The following is a 24,386-nucleotide window of genomic DNA, read 5'->3' as shown; positions in this document are numbered from 1 at the left end:
CGAACACACTCTTATGGAATACAGACAACTCGGCGGATCAGGATTCAAAGTACCGGTATTGACCTTTGGAACGGGCACCTTTGGTGGTGGCACGGAATTTTTCAAGGAATGGGGGGCATCGGATGTTTCCGAGGCATCACGGCTCATCGACATCTGCCTGGAGCACGGACTGAACATGTTTGATACCGCAGACATTTACTCCATGGGCATGGCAGAGGAGATCCTGGGCCAGGCGATCAAGGGCCGCCGTGACGAAGTGCTCATCTCCACCAAAGGCACCTTCCGTTTTGGCGACGGGCCTAACCATGTGGGTTCCTCCCGCTGGCATCTCACCCGTGCGGTGGATGCGAGCCTGAAAAGGCTGGGCACGGATTACATCGACCTTTATCAGCTCCACGGATTCGATGCGATGACGCCGGTGGAAGAGGTGATGAACACGCTGGATGATCTGGTGCGAGCCGGGAAGATCCGCTACATCGGGGCCTCCAATTTTTCCGGCTGGCACCTGATGAAGGCGCAGGCTTATGCGGAAAAATTTGGCCTTTCACGCTATGTGGCCAACCAGACTTATTATTCGCTGATCGGGCGGGATTATGAGTGGGAACTGATGCCTCTGGGGCTGGACCAAAAGGTGGGCGCGGTGGTGTGGAGCCCGCTGGGCTGGGGACGGCTAACGGGGAAAATCCGGCGCAACCAGCCACGCCCGGAGACGAGCCGACTGAACCACACACTGAGCAACCAGATGGGTCCGCAGGTGGATGATGAGTACCTTTACAAGGTGGTGGATGCCCTGGATGAAGTGGCGGCGGAAACGGGCAAATCAGTACCGCAGGTGGCGCTGAACTGGCTGCTGCAAAGGCCGACGGTTTCCACCGTGATCATCGGTGCTCGGACGGAGGAACAACTGAGACAGAACCTGGGTGCAGTGGGCTGGAACCTGACAACTGAGCAGGTGGCTAAGCTGGATGCGGCGAGCGACAAGCCGAAGACTTACCCTTACTGGCATCAGGCCGGGTTTGATGAGCGGAATCCGTTCCCGACGAAATGAACGTGATGAGTTGGGGCTTCACAAGGCGTGAAGCCCCTAGACAGGCGTGGCGGACTAGTTCGCTTTAACCAGTTGGATGGCATCGAGGATGACAAAACCAGCCGTGCCTTCGTTGCTGATTTTAAGGGTGGCTGCCCCTTCCGCCAATTCTACGGAACCGATGCTGCGGAAGCCTTCCGCTTTTGGGAAGGGCTGAGTCTGGTCCACTGTGAGACGGCTGGTCTGGCTGCCGCTGACGATTTCGACCGGAACATTTTTCGCGCGTGTTTCATGTGCCGAATAGGCCATGCGAACTTCGTATTTGCCACTGGCTGGAACTTTGAACTGGAAGGTGGCCACTGATTGCCCATCGGCGCGGCGGTCATCGTGCAGGTAACCGTTACCGACATAGGGTTTGAAACTGGATGCCTTTTTCCAAGCACCGGCCAGTTCCGCCCGGGAATCATCGAGAACAATGCCTTCCAGTTTTGAGGGATCAATGCTCATTTCAGTCACCGCCTCTGGAGGAAGCTCAGGGAGCACCGGGAGTTCCAGCACTTGTTTTTGAGCGAGCAGCCGCTCCTTCAGCAGGACATAGGGGAGCTTCTGCACGGCGACGTTTTGCTTGGCGGAAAGGGCAGCCGCAATGCCGGCACTCTGGCCGAGAATCATCCAGGTGGGTTCCACACGGATGGAGGAGATGGCCACATGAGTGCAAGAAAGGGCGATTGGAACGAGGAGGTTATCACATTCTTCAGGCCGGGGCAGCACGCTGCGATAGGGGATGTGGTAAGCATAGCCGTGCCTGCGCCCTGGGATGCGCACAGGAAAAATGGTGCCTTCATTGATGACGCCGCCATCCTTCAGGGCTACGCGCTGGCAGTCATGTGAATCAATGGGAAAGGAGGAGACGGCGATGGCGTCTTCCTTTTCCGGCTGGTCCATGATGTCCTTCTGGCTGACGACGTACATGCCCTGCATACGACGACCCTCGCGAACATAAAGCTGGGGTGACCAGTGGCCGTATTCTGGGAACTCATCTTTGCAGAGGCCCAGCTCACCCAATTGCTTGCGTAGGAACTCGGGCACGGCGGCATCGGTGGTCAGGAAGTGGTAGAGCTCCAGGGTGTATTGCTTGTGCGCTTCCCAGATCTTTGCCCGGCCAGCGGCATCGGCCTCGCTCCAGCCATTGCAGGCACCGACCAGGCCCATGGAGAAATGCTTGCCGATGCCGTTGTTAGCATCAAACTTGTTGTTAGGCAGAGGATAGAGATCCCAAAGAAGATGGGGCTGTCTTTCGGCAGCAAAATAACGGCGCAGGACCTCGAACCGAGCCGGATCATAAGCAGCGGGCTTCGGGAAGGGCACACGGTTGGCCGCCTCCTTCGTCAGGCAGAGGCGGAAGCTATACACCATGACGTTTTTATCCCCTTCATCCTCGGCACCAGCATCATCGGTGGTGATGAGGGGGAGGACTTTACCGTTTTCATCAAAACCATTGATGGGGAGTTTGGATTTAGGATACTGCTTGCCAGCGAAGGATTCACCAAACTCCTTTTTGCCCTCGCGCCCGATGGTCCAGCTCACACCCGCAGCGGCGAGGAGGTCTCCTTCATAAGTGGCATCGACAAATGTTTTGGCCGTAAACTCTCCCTGGGTGGTGGTGAGACCAGTGATGTGCGGGCCATCTTTGAGCACCGTCTTGAGTTCATGCTCGGGCAGGACCTTGACACCCGCTTCATCTAGCATCTGCTTTGTGATGCGCATGGCGACACTGGGTTCATAGGTCCACTTGCTCTGGTCTTTGACGCTGACCTTATACGGCAGCTCAATGCCGCGCTGGACATAGTCTTTCTCGACGCGGCTATGCCATTCGTCGAAGAGGCCCATGACGGTGTTGCGAACGGTCTGGTTGGAATCGCTAAAGCTCAAGCCGCCGGTGTTGACGCCGCCGATGTGGTCGGTGGGCTCAAGCAAAACGACGGAAGCCCCTTCCCTGGCGGCGGCGATGGCGGCGCAGAATCCGCCGGGGGTGGCGCCATAGACGAGAACGTCAGATTCCGTAGCGGCCTGAGCCAGGAGGGTGAGGGATGATAGCAACAGGGTCAGTCTTTTCATGGTTGGTCAGGCTCCATTAGGAGTGCTGGCCATGGTTTTGGACAGTCTTATTTGAAGGTGATCCGCAAAGGACGGAGAAAAATCGCCTGTAAGAATCGCACAATTTACCGATAAACATTTGTATTAGGCTATCGAATTGGAATTTAATCTGCTAGCCTGATTCTTAGCAGGCTGTTTGCATTGCAGCCTACATCCAGTTCCACTGAGCATGATGCCTCGTTTTAATCTTAAGAAATTCAGATCCTTCTGCTGGTTTATTGCCCTTTTTATCACCCAAGGGGGGATGGTTGAAGCTGAAACAGCGGCACCGGTTTCCAATCCCCCACGCACGACGGCAGCGGAGCTGGCCAAGGCCGTCCAGGGGTATTTATGGACCTGGCAGAGCCCGACAGCGGATACTTTAGTCTGCTTTCGTGCGGATGGTACGCTGCTCACCCGAGAAAAGCAGGTCAGCCAATGGGAAGCGCTGGATCATGATACACTGCGGGTGACGTACCCGAATCAGCAAACGGTGACACTTACCTTTGATTCCGAAGCCACGCGCTATCTTGAAGAAGGCAGCGCCTCAGGACTCATCCGTGGTCTCCGGCAAAAATCGTTGGCCCCTGTGGCGGACACGCCAAGGCCTGACCAGGTGCATGCTGCGGATAAGCTGAATCCGAAGCCGGGTGAGATGGCTCTGTATGATCCGTGGATACCCTCCAGCCTGTATAGCCGCAAAGTGCTGCTGCAGAGTCTGGCTGAATACTCCCGTAAGGTGCTGCAGAGCACCTCCGGCACTCCCGAAAAAATCTGGAGCAGCATCACATGGCTGATGCCTATCGGCGATGCTCTGGCGACGTTGCCCAAAGGGTCTTATAAGCTAAGGTCTGACCGCGCTAACCGCCTGTGCTTTCCAGAGGGGCTGAGTATCCACTTTTGGCATATCGGGGGCAATCTAGGCATCCTGGACCGGGGGGAGGTTTTTGATGAAATCCACTTCATCACAGATGCGCTGGACCGTGTCATCTCAGTCCAGCTCCATCAAAAGAACGCCAAAGACATTGTGTGGGCAGGAATTGGGCCGGATGGCAGCCGCAACCCCTACTTCAACTTTTTGTATGATCGTTCCAATTCTTCTTCATCCCGGAGTGTGTGGTATGAAATCCGGAATGCGGGACGGGGTGTGGGGAGGATCAAAACGGTGCTGGGACGTGAAAGCAACCACTGGTATCTCACGGCTCCACTGGCGGATAAATTTCTGGAGATCGAACTGGAACTGAGCCGCCAGTGAAGCTGAGGCAGGGCTGGCGGTCTATCTGGGTTCAGCAAGTGCGGGCCGCTCTTGCATTTCTGCACTTCCCAGCGAATCTGCGCGCCCATGCCAGCCACCGACACGCGCGAAGTCATTTTGGAAGCCCGTGAACTCACCCGCGAATTCGACGGGGTGAAGGCACTGGACCGTTTTTCATTCAAGCTGCACCGTGGGGAAATCCTGGGGCTGCTGGGGGCAAACGGGGCGGGAAAAACGACGGCGATGAACTGCATGCTGGGGCTGACCCTGCCAACCTCGGGCGACCTTTTTGCCTTTGGCAAGGCGCTGGAGGCAAACCGGATCGAGATCCTGAAGAAGACGAATTTTTCCTCCGCCTATGTGGCCCTGCCAGGAAACCTGAAGGTGTGGCAGAACCTCCAGGTCTTTGCCCAGATCTATGGCGTACCCAATGCGAAGAAGAAAATCGCCGAGCTGCTGGAACTGCTGGAGGTGACGGAACTGAGAAACCGGGTCACGGGACAACTTTCCGCCGGGGAATCCACGCGTGTAAATTTGTGCAAGGCCTTCCTGAATGATCCTGAACTGCTGATGCTGGATGAACCGACAGCAAGCCTTGACCCGGACATCGCCGACAAGGTGCGCAAAGTGGTGAGGCGGGTACAGAGTGAGCGGAACATCGGCATCCTGTACACGAGCCACAACATGCGTGACATCGAGGAAGTGTGCGACCGGGTGATCTTCCTGCACAAGGGCAAGATCGTGGCGGAAGGGACGCCGGACCAGATTGTGAAAAAGTTTTCCGAAAACTCGCTGGAGGATGTGTTCATCAAGATCGCCCGCAGCGGGGACCTGGAGGCATGAGGCGGAATCCACAGGAAGCGTGTTTTATTGATCAACCATTATGAATTTGCGAATAATCTGGGCTTTGGTTTTGCGGTACATCTTCCTTTATACAAGGAATCCGGTGCGCCTGGTGGAGATGGTATTCTGGCCGGTGGTGGACCTGCTGGTGTGGGGAAACCTGACGCTGTTTTTGCAGCGCAACACGACGCATGAATTTGGCAATTACATCCTCTTCCTGCTCGGCGCGATGATCCTGTGGGACATCATGTTTCGTGCACAGCAGGGGGTGGCCATTTCATTCCTTGAGGATGTGTGGACGCGCAATCTGCTGAACATCTTTGTCGCCCCTGTGCGGACCTCCGAATACCTGGGCGCGACCTTTGCGGTGGGGGTGCTGCGCATCGCCATCACGGGTGTGGTGCTGGGGTCCATCGCGTGGTTTGGTTATTCGTTTAATGTGTTCGTGCTGGAATGGTGGCTGGTACCGTTTTTCCTGAACTTGATGCTTTTTGGGTGGTCGCTGGGGATGATCTCCACGGCGCTGATCCTGCGCTGGGGCCAGGCGGCGGAATCGCTGGCCTGGGCGGTACCATTCTTTATCCAGCCTGCGGTGGCGGTGTTTTATCCGGTGGCGGATATGCCTTCCTGGGCGCAGCCCATCGCTTGGTCTTTCCCGGCCACGTATATCTTTGAGGGCATGCGCGAGGTGATGAAAACGGGCACGATGAATATGACGCTGCTGGTCCAGTCCTTCGCGCTTAATCTGGTGTATCTGGCGGCTGCCGGAGGGCTTTTCCTGTGGATCCTGCGCCTCACGCGGAAGCGTGGGCTGCTGACGAAGTTTGCGACGCAGTAGGGGGCTTCCCAGCGGCTTGTGAGCGTGGTTGCAAACTACGCTCTGGATCAATGGCTAGGGGCCGTCGAAGATGTCTGGGGAGGAGGAGACTCCGCCGAGTCCTTTGGTATGGATTTGGCCGAGGGCTTTGCGTTTTCTGGCCTCGGCAAAAAAGGACTTTAACAGGGCGACGCTTTCCTCGGCCAAAACGCCGGGGGTGATCTCGCTGCGATGATTGAGGTTGGGGGCCTGGAGGAGGTTCCAGAAACCGCCGGCGGCACCGCCTTTGGGGTCGCCACAGCCGAAGATGACGCGGCGAATGCGGCAGTGCATGATGGCCCCGGCACACATAGGACAAGGCTCTTTGGTCACGTAGAGATCACAGTCAGCCAGGCGCCAGTCCTCCATGGCGCTTTCCGCCTGGGTGAGGGCCAGCATTTCCGCATGGGCGGTGGCATCCTTGAGTGTTTCCACTTGGTTCCAGGCGCGGCCAATGATCTGCCCCTGGTGGACGATGACGGCACCGATGGGCACCTCGTCCTGACGGGCAGCTTTTTGCGCCATGCGCAGGGCCTCGCGCATGAAGTGGGCGTCCGAGATGAGATCGATGGCGGGCGGCAGCTCGATGCTCATAGCAGTTCCTCGACAAAACGTTGGGAATCGAAGGCTTGAAATTCCTCCACCTTTTCACCCAGGCCGATGTAGCGGGTGGGCACGCCGAGCTCCTGCTGAATGGTCACCAGGATGCCGCCTTTGCCGCTGCCATCCAGCTTGGTGACGATGACGCCGGAGAGAGGGATAATTTTGTTAAATTCACGTGCCTGCTGCAAGGCATTGGAACCGGTGGTGGCATCCACGACAAGGAGGACTTCATGCGGGGAGGTGCTGTCTTTGCGCCCGAGGATGCGATGAATTTTTTTCAGCTCCTCCATGAGGTTGTGCTTGTTATGGAGACGCCCGGCGGTGTCGCAGAGGAGGAAATCCGCTCCGGTCTTGGAGGCCAGGTCATAGGCCTCAAAACAAACAGAGGCAGGATCGCCATTCGGCGGTCCTTTGACCATGGGGATATTCAAGCGCTGGGACCAGACTTCGAGCTGCTCCACAGCGGCCGCACGGAAGGTATCCGCAGCGGCGAGGACGACCTTGTGTCCGCCCTTGTGCAGCAGATGGGCCAGCTTGGCGGTGGAGGTGGTCTTGCCGGTGCCATTGACACCGATAACCAGGACCACTTTTGGTTTCCCTTCCAGCCGGGTTAGCGGTTTAGGCGCTTCGGGCAGGATCTTGCGGATGTGCTCCCGGGTCACTTGCACAATGTCTGCTCCGTGGAGCTTGCGAGCCTGATCCTTCAGGTCATCCACAATTTGCAGACTGAGCCGGGGCCCGAGGTCACCGGCGATGAGGGCGGCCTCCAGGTCATCCCAATCGATGTCGGGTTTCGTGAAGCGTTGGATGAGAGATTTGAAAAAGCCGGCCATAGGGTCGTGAAGAAAAAGAAGGGGGTGAGTGCTTACTCAGAAATGCGCATGCCGCCATCACGGAATGATGAATGGAGGGCGGAAGAATATGCATTGCAAGAACGTTGATATACGTCCTTGTGCCACATTCACTCATGAAGTTCACGCCCATCCTATCCGCCCTTCTACTCGGCTCGCTCTCACTGAGCGCCGCCGCAGCTACATTCACCGTCGAAAAGACTCCCACAGGCGGTGCCGTGGTCAAAATTGACGGCCAATTTTTCACCGAACTCGTGGTGGATCAGGCCAATAAGCCTTACTTGTGGCCCATCATCGGCCCTGGCGGCCAGACGATGACCCGCGCCTACCCGATGAAGACCGTGGAAGGTGAGCAGCATGACCACCCGCACCATCGCGGCCTGTGCTTCGGCCACGAAAACATAGGCGGTTATGACACCTGGGCGGAAGCCGCCACCTTTGGTGAAAGCAAGAATCCGAAAACAGCCGAACGTGTAAAACACCTGGGTGCCATCAAGCATCGCGAACTGAAGGACATCAAGGAAGGTGAAACAGCCTCCTTCACCACCGTCTCCGACTACGTGGGACCAGATGGCAAGAAGACCATCGAAGAAGTGCGCCATCATACTTTCAAAGTGGTGGGTGAAACCCGTCTCATTGATATCGACATCGACCTCATCGCCACCGAGGGCGACACGCTGGTGGATGACAAAAAAGATTCCGGCCTGAGCATCCGTGTGCCGACTAACATGGCGGTGGAAAAAGAAAAGAAAACACCGGGCACCGGCAAGATCATCAACAGCGAAGGCGAGACAGATGCCGATGCCTGGGCTAAGCGCGCCACCTGGTGTGACTACTATGGTGAAGTGGACGGCAAGCAGGTAGGTGTGGCTATGCTGAACCACCCCAAGAGCTTTCGCCACCCTACCCCATGGCATGTGCGCACATACGGTCTCTTCACCGCCAATCCATTTGGCACGCAGTCCCTGGACCCGAAGGCTGAGAATGGTGCTGTGACACTGAAGAAAGGTGAAAAAATCACCCTGCGCCACCGCTTCATCTTCCACCTGGGTGATGAAAAGGCAGCCAAGATCGCTGAGGCTTTTGCAGATTACGCCAAGGAGCCCTGAGCCCAAACCAAAGCAGCGTCCGCATCCCTGCGCACGCTGCTTTGAAAGACTGATTCATGAAAAGGGTGAGGATCTCGAATCCTCACCCTTTTTATTTCAGGCATAGTCTTCAATGCTGAAGATCCATGGGTCGTCGTAGTTGAATCCATTGTTATAATCTGCGGTGCTCATGAAGTAAGCCGTGTCGTAACCAGCATCTCCATAGACGTCCACGTAGTAGTTAAAATCATTGCCCACGTGGCCGACGGTGGACTGGGTGGGTGTGCCGCCTGCGTAGAATTCATCATCACCGGAGCCGAGATAAACGCGGACATATCCATTCCACTCACTGTAGATGGAGGAGGAGTCGATATCCGTATCAAAGCGGACTTCGTCATAGCCTGCCCCAGTGCGAAGGGTCACGTTGCCATTGAAGATGCCATCGCGGACTTCCACATAGCTGTCAGCGGTGCCGCTCATATTGACAGAGACGGAGCCGTCGAAATCGCTATCCAGAAGCCAGATATTATCCAGGTAACCGAGGGCGGCTTTGGTAGTGATGGAGAGGTTTCCACGGATATAAGTATCCAGCAGGTGCACTTCGGAATCGCCGCTGCTCATAGCCAGGGACATGCCACCATAGACAGTGACCAGTTCAGAGTCCCCCTCAAGGTGGCCGATTTCCACAAGATCCGCCCCGGTGCCGCCACTGTAGGCGAGGCTGCCGAGATCTGCCCAGGTGGCATCAATGCCAAGATAATTGAAACCATTGGAACCGGTCATTTTCACCTGACCAATGACGACCACTTCAGGGCCGCCAATGACGAGTGAATCCTGTCCCACGCCGCCCGTATAAGTCAGCCCTTTGGTGATGCCAAGGTATTCCGTGGTGAGCAGGTCCAGGTAGTTTTCGCCAGAACTGCCGCTGAAGGTAAAGCTACCGTCCACGATGACTTCGCGTGCTTCCAGGCGGAAATCATCCAGTCCGGTACCGCCCGTATAGGCTAGGCCTTTGGTGCTGAGCTGGTCCAACTCATCGGTATAGATGAGGTTATTGCCATTGCCCATTTTCAGGGACAAGACGCCGCCCACCATCAGGTCGCCGCGAAGGGTGACATCATCCGAGCCAGCGGCGGACTGCAAGGTCATGGCCTTCGTGACCAGGAGAGAATCGGAAAGCAGTTCTCCAATTTCAAATTCGGTGGAGCTGCCTATGGTGGTGCGCAAAGTCAGGCTGCCGAAAATTTCCCCCACACCTGCCTTCAGAATAAAGGCCTGATCTTCAAGGATGGTTCCTCCGGCAGTGGCGGAGATGTTGCCTTCGGACAACAGGGTGTCGGCATTCACATCAAAGGTATTGGCACCTGCCCCCAAGGTGACGCTGAAGCCCTTCGCAAAGTAAAGATCACCGCCCCCTGTGAAAGTGTCATCACCGTTGCCCATGGCCACGGTGGCCGTGCTGAAAATGGCCGTGCTGGTGAGATCCACGATGTCATTGCCATTGCCGGTATTGACGTTCAGAGTTTTGGGAATCAGTACGCCGTCCAGCACCATCACATCATCGCCATCGCCCAGGGTAGCTTTGACAGAAAGAGGTGCATCAAAGGTAATGGCGCTCATTTCTGCACCATTGTTAAACTTGAAATCGGTGGTGCCTGTTTGCGAGGTGATGGTCCACAGATCACCGGATTCGGTGATGGTGAAATCGTTCGCATGGACATCTCCAGTAATGGTGAGGGCACCCGATGCAGAGAGGGTGAGGGCCACGACCCCTGCAGGAGCAAGGCGAGCCTCTAAGGATTCAATCACGGAAAGATTTGGGCTGACAGTTTTCATGGGGGAAAAGCTAGATGTCGTACAGACCCCCTGAAGCGGATGATTATTCAGTGTTGATGAAAATGGCTGGATTCCAGGTGTTTTGCACGGACGCCACAGGCTGATGAGCCGAGGAAAATGGGCATCCATGCGTGCAATGCCCATGCCTTTGAGCAGACGCCGCCATGCAGCGGCGAAATCCCGGCTGGCCAGCGTGCGTATATACCGGGTAGTGTGTTTACCTTTTTCGCCATGACTTCCCGCTTGTTCATTCTCCTGGCCATGACCGCCGCTGCCGCATCGGCCGCGCCCACGGGAAAGCTGCGCTATAACCGGGACATCCGGCCAATCTTGTCAGACAACTGCTTCGCCTGCCATGGTCCAGATAAAAACCACCGGGAGGCGGACCTGCGCCTGGATGTGCGTGAGGCAGCCATGGAAATGAATGCCATCCTGCCCGGAAATCCGGATAAAAGCAGCATCATGGAGCGCATTCATACCCATGACGAAGAGGATGTGATGCCGCCGCCGGAATCCAAAAAAACGCTGACGGATGCACAGAAGCAAATGCTGGCCGAATGGATCCGGCAGGGGGCTGAGTACGAACCGCACTGGGCCTATACACCGTTAGTCAGGCCGGAACTGCCTGAGGGAAAAAAAGGCCACCCGATAGATGCTTATGTACAAAATGCGCTGGAAGGGAAAGGCATCTCCCCTGCCCCGCTGGCGGATGCACGCACGATCCTCCGCCGTCTGAGCCTGGACCTCGTGGGCCTGCCACCGACACCGCAGGAGGTGGAAAACTTTGAGCTGACTTTTGCCCGCGACCCGCAGCGTACCGTGCAGATCTGGACGAAGCGTCTGATGAAGTCCCCCCATTTTGGCGAGCGCTGGGCCGCCTGGTGGCTGGATGTGGCGCGCTTTGCGGATACGGTGGGTTTTCATGGGGACCAGAACCAGCGCATCTTTCCCTATCGTGACTATGTGATCGCCGCCTTTAATTCTAACAAGAAGTTTGATCGTTTTACGGAGGAGCAGCTCGCAGGTGATTTGCTGCCCAATCCGACGACGGAGCAACTAGTGGCCAGTGGGTTTAACCGGCTGAACATGATGACCCGCGAAGGCGGTGCCCAGGCAAAGGAATACCTGTCTAAATACCAGGCCGACCGCGTGCGTACGGTGGGCGGAGCATGGCTGGGCGCGACCCTGGGCTGCGCCGAATGCCACGATCATAAATTTGACCCTTATACCGCACGCGATTTCTATTCTATGTCCGCCTACTTTGCGGATGTGAAGCAGTTCGGGGTGTACGGCAGCTATCGCTATTCCCCCATCGAAGAATTGGCCGGATGGACCAATGAATACCCATTCCCCCCGGAGATCCTGGTGGACAGTCCGTATCTGAAGACACGACTGGAAAAACTGACTACCCAAATGAATCAGATGGCCCTCAAGGCCGTGCAGAAAGCGCCGAAAGAGGGTGTGAAATCCTGGGTCCAAAATACGCTCACCACTCTTGAGGCGCGGCCTGAAATCTGGTTTACCCTGCCCTCAAATGTACGTACAGAGCTGGCTCCTGTGTCCAAAAAGGGTGCGGCCAAAGCCAAGCCCAAAGCGGATGCCGCCAAACCAGATGCACCGAAACCGGTGGATGAATCCAAGATCACCCAGCAGCAGGATGGTAGGCTGCTTATCAGCGCTAAGGCAGCCCAAAATACCACGATGGTCTTCACTGCCACTGAGGATACCCGCATTGCTGCCGTGAGGCTGGAGTTGCTGCCAGATGCAGCGCATCAGGACAGCATTGAACTTAACGGAACAGCGACAGGTATGACGGTCATGCCTGCCTTTAGCTACCGGCCCGCAGGGGATAAGAAAGACCGTGCACTGGCCGTCTTCCAGGCAGATGCGGATGTGAAAGCGCCTCGCTATCTTGGCACCCAGGAGCAGCCGGGAGTGACGGGTGGATGGAAGACCTCCATGAAGGAAACCAAGATGCCCCATTCCTCTGTCTGGCTGCTGGATGAAACGGCGGAACTGAAGGCCGGAGAGACTTTCACTGTCCGTCTTCCATCGCATAGCGTCGGCTGCCTGCGCATTTCCCTGGCCGCTGTCGCACCACCTACTCCCCTAGCTCAGGACTGGGTGGAGCCACTGGTATCCGATTTGAAAAAGGAAACGCTGAAGTCTCCTCTCCTGGCCCAGGCATGGATGCGGCAGTCCGGTCAAGCTGCCCCGGAAACCAAGGCCGCCTGGAAAAATCTGCATGCGCAGGCCGTGGAATGCACGGGCGGCAAAACCTGGACTCAAGTCACCGTAGCAGTCAAAGAACCCCTGACCATCCGCCGCTTGCCGCGTGGTAACTGGATGGATGAAACGGGAGAAATCTGCCCACCTTCACCGCCCGGATTTCTCACGGGCAAACTGGAAGAAAACGCTGGCCGCCAGACCCGGCTGGACTTGGCGCATTGGCTGACCTCACCCGAAAATCCGCTGACGGCACGCACCTTTGTGAACCGTCTGTGGAAGCAGTTTTTCGGCATCGGCCTGTCTCAGGCTGTGGATGACCTGGGAGCGCAGGGAGAGACCCCGAGCCACCCGGAACTGCTGGACTGGCTGGCGGTGGAATTTCGTGAAAGCGGCTGGGACATCCAGCACGTCATGCGCCTCATCGTCAGCAGCCATACCTACCTTCAGGACAGCCGCACCCGGCCAGAATTGAAGGATCTGGATCCAGGCAACCGTCTGCTGGCTTTTCAAAATCCGCGTCGCCTGGATGCGGAGTTTGTGCGTGACAATGCCCTGTTTGCTTCCGGCCTTTTGAACCTGGACATCGGTGGCCCGAGTGTGAAGCCTTACCAGCCCGGCGGTTACTATGAAAACATCCAGTTTCCCAGCCGCGACTACATCGCCAGCACAGATGACCGGCAGTGGCGGAGGGGAGTTTATATGCACTGGCAGCGGACTTTCCTGCACCCCATGCTGGCGAATTTTGACGCCCCGGCCCGTGATGAATGCACGGCCACACGCAACGTCTCCAACACACCCCAGCAGGCACTGACGCTGCTCAATGACCCGACCTTTGTCGAAGCCGCGCGCACCCTGGCAGAAAAACTGCCACAGGGGGCTGACGAAGCCCGGCTGGAAACCATCTTTCTGCGCACCCTGGCGCGCAAACCGAAAGCCGGGGAAATGCAAAGCTTGTTAGGCTTCCTCAAAAGCCAGCGGGAGGTTTACCAGGCGGCCCCAGAAGATGCTGAAAAACTTCTCTCCGCCGGCCTGCGCCCTCGTCCCTCCGGCGACCTTGCTGAGATGGCCGCCTGGACCAGTGTGTGCCGTGTGGTACTGAATCTGCATGAGATGATCACGCGGTATTGAGATAGGTGCCGGTGAGGGAGCGCCCCATCCCAGGAGCGGGATTTGTTCGCAGTTGTGCTTGCGCGGGGCGGTGCGCCCTCGTTTATCCAGAGATGGCGCAGGACTTTATCCGGGTGCGTGGGGCCCGGCAGCATAATTTGAAAAATGTGGACGTGGACATTCCCCGTCACAAGCTGGTCGTGCTCACGGGGGTGAGTGGCAGCGGGAAGTCATCGTTGGCGTTTGATACCCTGTATGCCGAAGGACAGCGGAGGTATGTGCAGAGCCTTTCGGCCTATGCGCGGCAGTTTTTGGATCAACTGGAAAAGCCGGATGTGGATTTCATCGAAGGCCTTTCTCCAGCGGTGGCGATCGAGCAGGTGCACAGTGCACCAAACCCGCGCAGCACCATCGCTACGGTGACGGAAATCTATGATTACCTGCGTGTACTCTATGCCATCGCCGGACAGCCGCATGACCCGGAAACGGGGGAGAGGCTGATCAAAAACACGCCGGCGGAGATCGGGGAGCGGCTGCTTTCTCTGGGAGAAGGAACGCGCGTGGTGGTTCTGTCTCCACAGCCCCCGGCGGATGGAGCGGCCCTAAGGGCACTATTCGAAAAACTGCGCCGTCAGGGGTTTGTGAGGGTGCGGCTGGATGGAGAGATCGTGGAACTGGAGGAGGAGCTGAAGCCAAGCCTGAGGGAGGAACATCGGGTAGAGATCGTGGTGGACCGGCTGGTGATCCGAGAAGGAGTGAAAGCGCGGCTGATGGAATCCATCGAGGCAGCGTTGCGGTGGAATGAGAGCGAAGTACAGTTTTTAGTGAGCGGTGCCGCTGAGGCAAAACCGGACCTGCTGAGTTTCACCACGGCCTATGCAAATCCACGCACCGGCTATGTGATCGAAAAACTGACGCCTCAGCATTTTTCATTCAACACGCACCTGGGAGCCTGCCCGACCTGTGAAGGCGTGGGCACCCTGATGGCACCCGATCCAGGGCTGCTGGTTCCGGATGGAGAAGTGTCCATCCAAGATGGTGCGGTGAAAACTTGGTGGTCTCGCAATCCGAAACTGAAGCTGATCCATCAACGCGGAGTGGAGGCTTTAGCGAAGCATTTTGGGGTGGCGGTGGATGCTCCATTCCGAGGATTGCCGCAGGGATTTAAAGAGGCTCTTTTCCATGGCACCGGGGACAAGGCCATCCCGACAGGCTGGGCTACCGGAGCGAATAAACGCAGCCTGGCGAAACCTTATGAGGGCCTTTTGAATGAGGCGCGGCGACTTTATGAAAATGCTGAAAGTGACACCCTGCGGGCACAATTGACCCGCTATATGAATCCCCTGCCCTGCCCGGCCTGTGAGGGGAAAAGACTGCGGAAAGAGAGCCTGGCGGTGGTGCTGGCGTCGGAGATTGGGGCGAGAGAAGAAATTAGTGCTCAGTGCGCAGTGATCAGTGCTCAGACTTCGGAACCGAAAAAGGCCAGGGGGAAAACAAGGACCAAGGACAATGCCCCGCCCATTCCCCCACTGAGCACTGAACACGGAGCACTGAGCACTCCCGTCTCTATTTCCCCCTCATTATTAAACATCCATTATCTCTGCTCGCTTCCCATCCGGGATGCTCTCATCTGGGTGAGGAATCTCAGCCTCACGGAGCATCAGCGTAGCTATGTGGAGGAATTGCAGAAGGAGATTTTAAAGAGGCTGGATTTCCTGGAGCAGGTGGGGCTGGGGTATCTGGCGCTGAACCGGGAGAGTGGTACCCTTTCCGGTGGGGAGATGCAGCGTATCCGCTTGGCGACACAGATCGGTGCGGGGCTGGCGGGTGTCCTCTATGTGCTGGATGAGCCAAGCATCGGCCTGCACCCGGCGGATACGGAAAGGCTCATCGGCACGCTGCTGCGCCTGCGGGATTTGGGAAACACGGTGCTGGTGGTGGAACATGATGAGGCAATGATGCGGGCGGCGGATCATGTGATCGAGATGGGGCCTGCGGCAGGCGTCCATGGAGGGCAGTTGATCGCCCAGGGCACCCCCGAAGAGGTAATGGCGATGAAGGAGAGTCTGACGGGGGCTTATTTGAGCGAGCAGCTCCGCATTACACCGCCCTCAGGACGGGTGGCTCCTATCGGCAAACCGCCTTCGGCTGCGACCGTGAGCGCAGCCGCCATGGAGCGCAGCGCCCAGTCTCAGCCGGGGAAAAAGAGAACGGTACTGGGAGAGCACTTCGCCCTGCGGGCGGAGCATCCGCTGCCTACCTGGCTGACGATCCACGATGCTATTGAGCATAACCTCAAGCATGTCACCGCCTCGTTTCCAGTGGGGTGTCTGACTGCGGTGACGGGACCTTCCGGCAGTGGCAAGTCCACCTTGATCAACCGTATCCTGATGCGGGCGCTGCAGCGGCATTTTTATCATGCAAAGGATGAGCCGGGCAGGCATGGCAGCATTTCAGGAATCGAAGCCTTTGACAAGGTGGTGGTGATCGATCAATCACCCATTGGACGGAGTCCGCGCAGCAATCCTGCGACTTATACGGCTGCGTTTGGGCCGATCCGTGAGCTTTATTCCAACCTGCCGCTGGCACGTGTACGCGGTTATGAGGCAGGTCGTTTCAGCTTCAATGTGGCCGGTGGGCGCTGCGAAAAATGCCAGGGGGATGGCCAGATCAAAATCGACATGCACTTCCTGGCGGATGTCTATGTGACCTGCGACCACTGCCATGGAAAGCGCTACAATGCGGAGACGCTGGAGATCACCTTCAAGGGACGAAACATCGCCGAGGTTCTGGAGATGACGGTGAGTGAGGCCTCACGCTTTTTTGGCAAGGCGAGTGCGATTGCTGAAAAGCTGCGCACGCTGGAGGAATGCGGCCTGGGATATGTGCGGCTGGGCCAGGCGGGGAATACCCTTTCCGGTGGGGAGGCGCAGCGGATCAAACTTTCCGCAGAACTGGCGCGCAAGGCTACGGGGAATACGCTTTATGTTTTAGATGAGCCGACGACGGGCCTGCACTTTGCGGATATCCAAACGCTATTGCAGGTGCTTTTCCGCCTGCGCGATGCAGGGAATACGGTCATCGTAATCGAGCATCATCTGGATGTGATCCGCTGTGCGGACTGGGTGGTGGACCTGGGGCCGGGCGGGGGCAATGAAGGAGGGCATATCGTGGCCGAAGGTACACCGGAGGAGGTGGCTAAAGTGACGTCCAGCGCGACAGGACGGTTTCTGAATCCCGCCTGATTTCTCCAGGTTAGCCTTCGTATTCGATGCGTTCAAAGACGGCTCCGCCCAGTAATTGGTCGCCATCATAGAGTGCACAAATCTGCCCGGGGGTGAGCGCCCGCTGCGGCTGCGTATAGACCAGTTCGGCGCGGTTTTCTCCCACTGGCGTATAGACCGCATCCCCTGCCGGGCAGCGATACCGTGGCTGTGCCTGGAGAGTCCGCTCTGCATCCAGAGGGGAGCCGGTGGTGGATACCCCGGTGAGGGTACATTTCCTGGCCCATAGCAGGGGGGTATCCGGTCGCTCAATGGCGATGACGAGTTCATTGGCCTCATGCCGCTTTGCCACCACTACATAGGCCTGCTTGTATAGATTGCTGGCCACACCGATGCCCTTCCGCTGCCCCAGGGTATAAAGATGCAGGCCCTTATGCTCCCCCAGGACTTTGCCTTCCAGATTCACAATTGGCCCGGGTTTATCCGCGACAAAAGTGCGCAAAAAGTCTTCCATTTTGACCTCGCCGATGAAACAGATGCCCTGGCTATCCTTCTTTTCTGCCGTCTTCAATCCCAACTGCCGCGCCTGCTCCCGTAGCTCTGGCTTCAACAGATGGCCGATGGGAAACTGGGCGATGCGTACCTGCTCAGGCTGCATCATCGCCAGGAAGTAGGTCTGGTCTTTGTTAGGATCGGCTCCACGCAGGATGGATAGCCCATCACTCCCCTTGCGCGCATAGTGACCCGTGGCGATGGCATCGAACCCGCGTTCCTTAGCCCAATCCCAAAGGACGCCGAACTTCATCTCCCGATTGCACATCACGTCAGGGTTCGGGGTGATGCCGTCCTGGTATCCTTCCAGCAGATATTTCACCACCCGCTCCCGGTATTCCTTCATCAGGTTCACCACATGAAATTCGATGCCCAACTGGTCCGCCACTGCGCGGGCATCCACAATGTCTTCCTCCCAGGGGCAGTGGCCAATGATGTTTTCCTCATTGATCCAGTTCTTCATGTAAGCCCCCACGACTTCATGCCCCTCCCGGGCCAGCAGCGCCGTCGCAACACTGCTGTCCACTCCCCCTGACATAGCGGCCAAAATCTTCATTCCTTCTTCATGACATAAACGCTGTCGGTAAACAAATGGCCGTTGGCAGAAGCTGCGAGTTCTTGTTTACATGTCTTTATAATTACCATAAATTAGACATGTTCATCTTTCTGCCTCAGGTTTATCCCAAGCCTCAAACTCGGACTGAATCCGCCAATCTGCATCCTTTCGCCATGCCCCGCTTTCTTATCTTCTTCCTGTTGAGCCTCGTCACCGTGCTGAACGCGCAGAGCGACCTGACTCGCAGTCCGGTTCACCTCCAGATCCGCACGGTGATCGACGAATACGAAACCAATGTCCGCGCCAATACCCAAAAGATCATTGCAGCGACCACCGAGGAGGAGCGGGCCCGCTATCGCTCCACCGTACCGAGTGCTGCGCCGTATGCCACGCGCGTCCTGGCTATCATTGAGGCCAGTCCAGAAGATCCTGGCGGTATCACGGGCATCGTCTGGCTCATCACCCAGGCCGCCGCTTTCCCGGAATCCCAAAAGGCATTCGATCTCCTCTCCACCACGTTTGCTGCCAGTGCAGGCATTGCCCCGGCTGTGAAATCCCTGGAATTTCAGCCTCTGGAAAAGGTCGAATCTATCCTGGAAACCATCCGCCAGAAGAATCCCCATGCGGAGGAGAAAGCCGCCGCCCTTTATGCTCTGGGCATGCATTACTTCCGCCGCTTCGATGCAGGTCTGAGTCCAACGGAGGAGGAAGCAGCCAAAACGCGCTCCATGGATTGTTTCCAGGAAATCATCTCCGCTCATGGCGATGTGAAAATCCAAGGTTTCCCCATCGCCGAGCAGGCAGGCCGCATGCTATTTGAAATGGCCAACCTATCCGCAGGAAGTCCGGCCCCGGAGATCGAAGGGCAGGACCTGGATGGACAGACCTTCAAACTCAGTGACCACCGTGGCCAGTACGTAGTCCTCATCTTCTGGGGCGGCTGGTGCCATGCCTGCCATGGGGTGCTGCCAGTGGTGAACCAGTTTGTCACCGACATGAAGACCGGGGGAAAACCGGTGACGGTCCTGGGCATCAACACCGACATTCCCACGGAAGCGCGCAAAGCCTATGCGGACTATCAGGTCAATTTTCGCAACTGGTCCGACGGCACCACATCGGGTCCCATCACCACCCTCTTTAACCTGCGTAACTTTCCCACCCTGTATTTGATTGGCCCGGATGGGAAAATCCTGCTCAAGCAGACCAGCATTGAGGCGGTGAGGGAAAGCTTGAAGGGACTGTAGTGTGGCGTGCCCATGGCGTGACGAGAATCGTCGCCCATCCTTTTGGCTTGCCGTGGAGCTCAGGCTTAATCAGCATAACAGCCTTATTATCTGTCGGTTCCCCTCGCCCTCATGAATCCCAACTGGTTCGGTATCGTATGCACAGTGGTAGTATTTTTGGCTTTTTTTGTGAGCTATGTTTTGGCCGGAAGGCTGTCTGAAGGTACTAGGGCTGTGTGGACAGGACTCCTTGTTCTTCTAGCCCTTCCTGGAGCGAGCTTTGCGGGGTATTATGCCCATCTGGTAGATGTGCCCGCATGGTACTATGAATTCCGTTCTTGGCAGAGGATAGAATCGGCTTTGATCTTGATCGGAGTGGCGGGTGGATTCTTGGCGAGCTTCTTTAGTGCGATTCCCCGAATACTGGTGCTACTTATCGTCTCCGCATTGGTGAGCGTTCCCTTTGTGAAGCCCTTTCTCGGTCCATTACCTGAAGGCTCTTTACAAGACCAGTGGCAGGGAGACATTTGTCTGCAAAGCACCTATTCCACCTGTGGAGCCGCATCAGCCGCAACCATTTTGAGACATCATGGAATCACCGTCAGTGAATCGGCATTAGCACGCGAAGCCTACTCCTACCAGGGAGGAACAGAGGTCTGGTATCTGGCAAGGGCACTCCGAAAAAGGAATCTCGAAGCCACGATGCATGTCACCACTGACCTTCCTCACCGATTTCAGGCCCACTCTCTCCCGGCCATTGTTGGAGTGCGGTTTGGCCATACAGGCCATTTTATCGCCGTGCTTTCCCGTAATGACGAACAGTTTCACATCGGTGATCCGTTGCGTGGAAGCGAGGTGCTGGAGCTTGGAGAGTTAGAGCAACGATATAAATTCACAGGATTTTGGATGGAGGTTCATTCAAGTCATCCCATGCGTTAGAAAGCTAAATGTATCCCTTGCAAGGGGCGGCATCTTACATCCCAAAGCCGTCAATCGCAGACCCAGAACTGAATTTTCACTCGATCTCCTTCAGCGTATCCGCATCCTCATCGGCGCTACCTTCATCGCCAGGGCGGCGGGGGTCCACCTTGAGGGCAATGAGGCCAAAGGTCACGGCCCAGGCTCCGCCTAGCATCCAGCCAGCCAATACATCCGTGGGCCAGTGGACGCCCAGATACACCCGGCTGCAGCCGACCAAAAGGGCGATGAATACCGACAAAGATACGATGTAGAGCCGGACTTTCCGACTGGTCTGGGTGCGGGCGAGCATGACGCCCAGAGTCAGATAGACGACTGCCGCCATCATGGCATGGCCGCTGGGAAAACTCGCGCTGGTCACCAGCACCCCATGCGGTACCAGGTCCGGGCGCGGACGGTCAAACATGCTTTTCAACCAGGCCGAGGCCTGCATGCCGCCCATGATGGCCAACAGCGTGAGCAGTGAAAGCCGCACACGGCCAAACAGCAGCATCAGGCCCATGGAGGCAGCCGTCAGACCGGTCAGGATCGTGAATCCGCCCAGGGCCGTGAGATCCCGGCCCATCTCTTCCATCCAAGGGGGACCCAACGGATCCGCTGTATTTCCAGGCTCCCGCATCGCCAGCAGGATCATTTCATCGTAGCTGTGTGACTCCTTTTCCTGCACCTCTTCCGCGATTTCGATGAAGGCAAACAGTCCACAGGCAATGATTAAAAGGGCCGCAGGGATGAGCGGCTCCTTTCGCCAAGACCGCACCTGATTTAAAAAAAGTTCGAAGGAACGCGCAAGCATAGAAGTGTGGTTCAACCCCTAATCCAACTCCGGCCAAAATCCCGTGAATTTCAGCCATGAAACAACAAGCATACTTCGTTCCAGCCGAAAGCTCTGGATGTCTGGCAAAGATAGTCCGGGGTAATTACGAAATTCTGTCACCCAGTAGTTTTTGATGACGGAGCTTGGCAAGTGAGGCTCCCTGCGATAAGCCCCATCCATGCCGCCTGTGCCTACAGAAACCCCCGCCCTCAAACCGACCGCTCCGGCGGATTTGGAAATTAAGGATGCGCAGCTTATCTTTAACCAGGTATGGAAGAAGCTGGAGGAAGACTATGGGCGTGAGAACCTGCGGTTTCCGAAGGAGCTGATCCTGCTGGGCGGCGCACCGGGTGCGGGGAAAGGGACGAATACCAATTTCATCCGCAAGCTGCGTGGCATCACCGCAGAACCCATCGTGGTGAGTGCGCTGCTGGACAGTCCAGAGGCGCAGAAATTGAAGTCCCAAGGGGGCATGGTGGGTGACCGTGAAGTGGTGGGCATCTTGATCCGCAAGCTGCTGGAACCGGAGCAGCAGAATGGGGCGATCCTGGATGGCTTTCCCCGCACCAAAGTACAGGTGGAGTGCCTGAAGCTGCTCTTTGATGAGATGATGCGGCTGCGAATGGACTTTTCCGAAACACCGGAGGCGTTTCATTTCAAACAGCCGATCTTCCATATCATGGTACTGTTTGTGGATGAGGCGGAGAGTATCGCCCGGCAGTTGAAACGTGGCCAAGAAGTGCTGGCACACAATGAGGAGGTGCGGCGCTCCGGCCTGGGGGAACTGTGGGAGGAAAGAGCCACGGACTTTGATACGAACCTGGCCAGAAACCGCTATAAGGTCTTCAAGGAGAAGACTTATGATGCACTGGTCTCGCTGAAAGAGATCTTTCATTATCACTTCATCAATGCCCAGGCACCGCTGGAACTGGTGCAGGAAAACATCGTCCGTGAGCTGGAATACCAAAGCTCGCTGGAACTGGATCCAAGGACATTTGATCTTCTACGCAAGCTGCCACTGGCCAGCGAGATCGTCCGCCATGCGCGGCAGGACCTGGTGCGCAGGCTGGATGGCTATAAGGTTGAGAAGCCTGAAATAATGCAGGCCGTGGTGAATTTCATCGAGGAAAAGATGATGCCGATCATTGTACGTCATGCCATTTCGGGCCGGGCGGACATCAACTCCGAGGACAAACTGTTTCACGATCCGCAGGCGCTGGCCATCTTGATTGACATCTTTTCCGAGCGCGGTTTTCAGGCGACGGTGGACCTCCATCACATTGAGATTCCTGAGAAATTTGACCTGCAAACAGGGATAATCCAGTGCCGGAAAAAGAAGGTCTTCCGTTTTGGCATCCGGTTCAAGGGGTCGGAGATCCGGCGCGGTTAACTCTTCTGTGAGAGACGGACGGTGCTTTGCTCTCGACGACGGCTGAATCGACGATAGGGAAAGGGTGTTCATGTCCCCTTCCCGTCTCGATTTTCAATTAGAAGCCCAGGCCACCGGCTCGCGCGCACGTGCGGCCACCTTCCGCACACTGCATAGCACGGTGCGTACGCCCCTTTTTATGCCGGTAGGCACTCAAGCGACGGTGAAGGCGCAGCTGCCAGAGACGCTGCATGAATCCGGTTCGCAAATTTTGTTAGCCAACACCTATCACCTGCTTTTGAGGCCAGGGCCGGAGGTGTTTAAGCGGATGGGTGGCATCCATCAATTCATGCAGTGGCCCGGATCCGTGCTGACAGATTCTGGCGGCTACCAGATCTTTTCCCTGCCCCACTCCCGCTCTATGACGGAAGCTGGGGCAGTTTTCCAAAGTTACGTGGATGGCCAGCGCATCCTGCTGAGCCCGGAGCTGAGTATCCAGACACAGATGGCCATTGGCAGTGACATCATGATGGTGCTGGACCAGTGCATTCCCTCCACTGCCGATGAGGCTGCGGCACGTGCGGCCCTGCAAGTGACCCAGCGCTGGGCGGTTCGTAGTTTGGCGGCACGCGAAGACTCCCCCCAATCCATGTTCGCCATTGTGCAAGGGGCGCTGTATCCGCATCTGCGGCGTGAGAGTGCCGAAGGTCTGATGCAGCTGCCGTTTGACGGCTTTGCCATCGGTGGGCTAGCAGTGGGGGAGGAGAAAGCTGAGCGTGAGGATACCTGCGAGATGACGGCCTGCCTGCTGCCGCAGGACCGGCCCCGCTATCTGATGGGTGTGGGCACACCTCTGGACGTGCTGGAGGCGGTGCATCGCGGGGTGGACATGTTTGACTGCATCATCCCCACGCAGGTGGCTAAACGCGGATCGCTTTTCACCTCGCGCGGGATCGTTCAACTCCGCCGTTCGGTGTATAAATTTTCTGAAGAGAGGCTAGATCCCGACTGCACCTGCCCGGTGTGCGCCAAATATACTCGGGCTTATTTGCACCACCTGACGAAGACGCAGGAGCCGCTGGGCTGGCAGCTCATGGGGCAGCATAACATTCACTTTTATCACCAGCTCATGCGGGAGATCCGCCAGAGCATTTTGGAAGACCGTTTCCTGAAGCTGTATCACGAAAAAAGGCAGATTCTCCAGGTGGAAGATGTGGACCATCCCATTACCACCGTGAAGCCGCCCGTCATCAGCCCGGATCATGCCCAAAGGATGGGAGACTATGAGTTGGAACTGCGCGCCGGTGAAGCCGCACGGATATTTCACATCGGTACGGGCCAGACGGTGAATACGGATGTGACGGCAGCGGCCTGGACGGAGGATGCCCACCTGGCCACCCACCTGCGGTTGCCAGCAGGTGAAAGTGCAGAAGAGTCCATGCCGCTGATCGTCTGGGATATCGGCCTTGGAGCGGGTGCGGCGGCGATTGCGGCCATTTTGACTTACGAGATGGAGGCGGACAAGGGGCCGGTCAGGCCAATGCACATCGTCAGCCTAACCAATGATCTTTCACCCCTGCGGCTGGCACTTAGCCACAAGAGGCATTTCCCCTATCTGCGTCATGGCGCGGCGGACACACTTTTGCATCGCAATGCATGGACCTCACGCTACAAGACGGGACTGACCTGGACCCTCCTGCAAGGGCCTCTGGATAAAACCATCCCTCAGGCTCCATCTCCCCCGGAAGCGACATTCCACCAGGTGCTGCCAGGGATGGAGATTCCCATTGGAACACCTGAGAGATAGGTCGCTAAAAATGATCGGATAGTCCAAAGGCA

17 protein-coding genes are annotated in these 24,386 nt (G+C 56.9%); 11 read left to right on the top strand and 6 right to left on the bottom strand.

Annotated features, from left to right (window positions below):
- Window positions 1-13 precede the first annotated feature (13 nt).
- A complete protein-coding gene (locus EI77_RS16825; protein WP_133796463.1) occupies window positions 14-1,048 on the top strand; it encodes an aldo/keto reductase in 1,035 nt (344 codons plus the stop codon).
- Between the two features lie 54 nt (window positions 1,049-1,102).
- Here the strand turns inward: EI77_RS16825 and EI77_RS16820 are convergent, their stop codons facing one another.
- On the bottom strand, window positions 1,103-3,145 hold the full coding sequence (locus EI77_RS16820) for an FAD-dependent oxidoreductase (RefSeq protein WP_133796462.1): 2,043 nt from the start codon (window positions 3,143-3,145) through the stop codon (window positions 1,103-1,105).
- Window positions 3,146-3,428: 283 nt separating this feature from the next.
- Between EI77_RS16820 and EI77_RS16815 the strand changes: the two genes are divergently transcribed.
- From EI77_RS16815 to EI77_RS16805, 3 genes are all read left to right on the top strand, one after another.
- Window positions 3,429-4,418 carry a hypothetical protein gene (locus EI77_RS16815; RefSeq protein WP_133796461.1) on the top strand — a complete coding sequence of 330 codons (990 nt, stop codon included), beginning with the start codon at window positions 3,429-3,431 and terminating at the stop codon, window positions 4,416-4,418.
- Window positions 4,419-4,505: 87 nt separating this feature from the next.
- Window positions 4,506-5,261 (top strand): ABC transporter ATP-binding protein, encoded by a 756-nt coding sequence (locus EI77_RS16810; protein WP_133796460.1) that lies wholly within the window; start codon window positions 4,506-4,508, stop codon window positions 5,259-5,261.
- Window positions 5,262-5,301: 40 nt separating this feature from the next.
- On the top strand, window positions 5,302-6,099 hold the full coding sequence (locus EI77_RS16805) for an ABC transporter permease (protein WP_133796459.1): 798 nt from the start codon (window positions 5,302-5,304) through the stop codon (window positions 6,097-6,099).
- A 54-nt stretch (window positions 6,100-6,153) separates the two neighbouring features.
- On the opposite strand, the gene tadA is transcribed toward EI77_RS16805, so the two are convergent.
- Window positions 6,154-6,711 carry a tRNA adenosine(34) deaminase TadA gene (gene tadA / locus EI77_RS16800; protein WP_133796458.1) on the bottom strand — a complete coding sequence of 186 codons (558 nt, stop codon included), beginning with the start codon at window positions 6,709-6,711 and terminating at the stop codon, window positions 6,154-6,156.
- Window positions 6,708-7,553, bottom strand: coding sequence for a signal recognition particle-docking protein FtsY (gene ftsY / locus EI77_RS16795; protein WP_133796457.1), 846 nt, complete (start codon window positions 7,551-7,553; stop codon window positions 6,708-6,710). Before ftsY ends, tadA begins: the two co-directional genes overlap by 4 nt.
- A 134-nt stretch (window positions 7,554-7,687) precedes the next feature.
- On the opposite strand from ftsY, the gene EI77_RS16790 reads away from it, so the two are divergent.
- Window positions 7,688-8,680 carry a DUF6807 domain-containing protein gene (locus tag EI77_RS16790; protein WP_166647310.1) on the top strand — a complete coding sequence of 331 codons (993 nt, stop codon included), beginning with the start codon at window positions 7,688-7,690 and terminating at the stop codon, window positions 8,678-8,680.
- Window positions 8,681-8,776: 96 nt separating this feature from the next.
- On the opposite strand, the gene EI77_RS16785 is transcribed toward EI77_RS16790, so the two are convergent.
- Complete coding sequence (locus EI77_RS16785; protein WP_133796455.1) at window positions 8,777-10,495, bottom strand: hypothetical protein; 1,719 nt, start codon at window positions 10,493-10,495, stop codon at window positions 8,777-8,779.
- 231 nt (window positions 10,496-10,726) lie between these two features.
- Here EI77_RS16785 and EI77_RS16780 point away from each other — a divergent pair, with 231 nt between their 5' ends.
- Both EI77_RS16780 and EI77_RS23835 read left to right on the top strand, forming a co-directional pair.
- Window positions 10,727-13,852, top strand: a complete 3,126-nt coding sequence (locus EI77_RS16780) for a PSD1 and planctomycete cytochrome C domain-containing protein (RefSeq protein ID WP_133796454.1) — start codon at window positions 10,727-10,729, stop codon at window positions 13,850-13,852.
- Between the two features lie 92 nt (window positions 13,853-13,944).
- Window positions 13,945-17,076 carry an excinuclease ABC subunit UvrA gene (locus EI77_RS23835; protein ID WP_243838905.1) on the top strand — a complete coding sequence of 1,044 codons (3,132 nt, stop codon included), beginning with the start codon at window positions 13,945-13,947 and terminating at the stop codon, window positions 17,074-17,076.
- A gap of 10 nt (window positions 17,077-17,086) precedes the next feature.
- Here the strand turns inward: EI77_RS23835 and mnmA are convergent, their stop codons facing one another.
- Window positions 17,087-18,163, bottom strand: coding sequence for a tRNA 2-thiouridine(34) synthase MnmA (gene mnmA, locus EI77_RS16765; protein ID WP_133796452.1), 1,077 nt, complete (start codon window positions 18,161-18,163; stop codon window positions 17,087-17,089).
- Window positions 18,164-18,336: 173 nt separating this feature from the next.
- On the opposite strand from mnmA, the gene EI77_RS16760 reads away from it, so the two are divergent.
- Window positions 18,337-19,407: a peroxiredoxin family protein gene (locus tag EI77_RS16760; protein WP_166647309.1), complete on the top strand. Its 1,071-nt coding sequence runs from the start codon at window positions 18,337-18,339 to the stop codon at window positions 19,405-19,407.
- Window positions 19,408-19,518: 111 nt separating this feature from the next.
- Window positions 19,519-20,325, top strand: a complete 807-nt coding sequence (locus EI77_RS16755) for a cysteine peptidase family C39 domain-containing protein (RefSeq protein ID WP_133796450.1) — start codon at window positions 19,519-19,521, stop codon at window positions 20,323-20,325.
- 76 nt (window positions 20,326-20,401) lie between these two features.
- Here the strand turns inward: EI77_RS16755 and EI77_RS16750 are convergent, their stop codons facing one another.
- Window positions 20,402-21,157 (bottom strand): phosphatase PAP2 family protein, encoded by a 756-nt coding sequence (locus EI77_RS16750; protein WP_133796449.1) that lies wholly within the window; start codon window positions 21,155-21,157, stop codon window positions 20,402-20,404.
- A 199-nt stretch (window positions 21,158-21,356) separates the two neighbouring features.
- On the opposite strand from EI77_RS16750, the gene EI77_RS16745 reads away from it, so the two are divergent.
- Window positions 21,357-22,568, top strand: a complete 1,212-nt coding sequence (locus EI77_RS16745; RefSeq protein ID WP_133796448.1) for a nucleoside monophosphate kinase — start codon at window positions 21,357-21,359, stop codon at window positions 22,566-22,568.
- Between the two features lie 70 nt (window positions 22,569-22,638).
- On the top strand, window positions 22,639-24,354 hold the full coding sequence (tgt, locus tag EI77_RS16740) for a tRNA guanosine(34) transglycosylase Tgt (protein ID WP_133796447.1): 1,716 nt from the start codon (window positions 22,639-22,641) through the stop codon (window positions 24,352-24,354).
- Window positions 24,355-24,386: the final 32 nt, after the last annotated feature.

The organism is Prosthecobacter fusiformis (assembly GCF_004364345.1).
Taxonomy (GTDB): Bacteria; Verrucomicrobiota; Verrucomicrobiia; order Verrucomicrobiales; family Verrucomicrobiaceae; genus Prosthecobacter; species Prosthecobacter fusiformis.
The sequence above is the reverse complement of the archived record's forward strand: the minus strand, read 5'-3'. Positions and strand labels throughout refer to the sequence as shown.

What these genes read in the sequence shown, in the direction of transcription:
- EI77_RS16820 (WP_133796462.1), bottom strand. Translation starts at nt 3,145, where the DNA reads ATGAAAAGACTGACCCTGTTGCTATCATCCCTCACCCTCCTGGCTCAG.
- ftsY (WP_133796457.1), bottom strand. Translation starts at nt 7,553, where the DNA reads ATGGCCGGCTTTTTCAAATCTCTCATCCAACGCTTCACGAAACCCGAC.
- EI77_RS16785 (WP_133796455.1), bottom strand. Translation starts at nt 10,495, where the DNA reads ATGAAAACTGTCAGCCCAAATCTTTCCGTGATTGAATCCTTAGAGGCT.
- EI77_RS16780 (WP_133796454.1), top strand. Translation starts at nt 10,727, where the DNA reads ATGACTTCCCGCTTGTTCATTCTCCTGGCCATGACCGCCGCTGCCGCA.
- EI77_RS16815 (WP_133796461.1), top strand. Translation starts at nt 3,429, where the DNA reads ATGGTTGAAGCTGAAACAGCGGCACCGGTTTCCAATCCCCCACGCACG.
- mnmA (WP_133796452.1), bottom strand. Translation starts at nt 18,163, where the DNA reads ATGAAGATTTTGGCCGCTATGTCAGGGGGAGTGGACAGCAGTGTTGCG.
- EI77_RS16790 (WP_166647310.1), top strand. Translation starts at nt 7,688, where the DNA reads ATGAAGTTCACGCCCATCCTATCCGCCCTTCTACTCGGCTCGCTCTCA.
- EI77_RS16805 (WP_133796459.1), top strand. Translation starts at nt 5,302, where the DNA reads ATGAATTTGCGAATAATCTGGGCTTTGGTTTTGCGGTACATCTTCCTT.
- EI77_RS16810 (WP_133796460.1), top strand. Translation starts at nt 4,506, where the DNA reads ATGCCAGCCACCGACACGCGCGAAGTCATTTTGGAAGCCCGTGAACTC.
- EI77_RS23835 (WP_243838905.1), top strand. Translation starts at nt 13,945, where the DNA reads ATGGCGCAGGACTTTATCCGGGTGCGTGGGGCCCGGCAGCATAATTTG.
- EI77_RS16745 (WP_133796448.1), top strand. Translation starts at nt 21,357, where the DNA reads ATGCCGCCTGTGCCTACAGAAACCCCCGCCCTCAAACCGACCGCTCCG.
- tgt (WP_133796447.1), top strand. Translation starts at nt 22,639, where the DNA reads ATGTCCCCTTCCCGTCTCGATTTTCAATTAGAAGCCCAGGCCACCGGC.
- EI77_RS16750 (WP_133796449.1), bottom strand. Translation starts at nt 21,157, where the DNA reads ATGCTTGCGCGTTCCTTCGAACTTTTTTTAAATCAGGTGCGGTCTTGG.
- EI77_RS16760 (WP_166647309.1), top strand. Translation starts at nt 18,337, where the DNA reads ATGCCCCGCTTTCTTATCTTCTTCCTGTTGAGCCTCGTCACCGTGCTG.
- EI77_RS16755 (WP_133796450.1), top strand. Translation starts at nt 19,519, where the DNA reads ATGAATCCCAACTGGTTCGGTATCGTATGCACAGTGGTAGTATTTTTG.
- EI77_RS16825 (WP_133796463.1), top strand. Translation starts at nt 14, where the DNA reads ATGGAATACAGACAACTCGGCGGATCAGGATTCAAAGTACCGGTATTG.
- tadA (WP_133796458.1), bottom strand. Translation starts at nt 6,711, where the DNA reads ATGAGCATCGAGCTGCCGCCCGCCATCGATCTCATCTCGGACGCCCAC.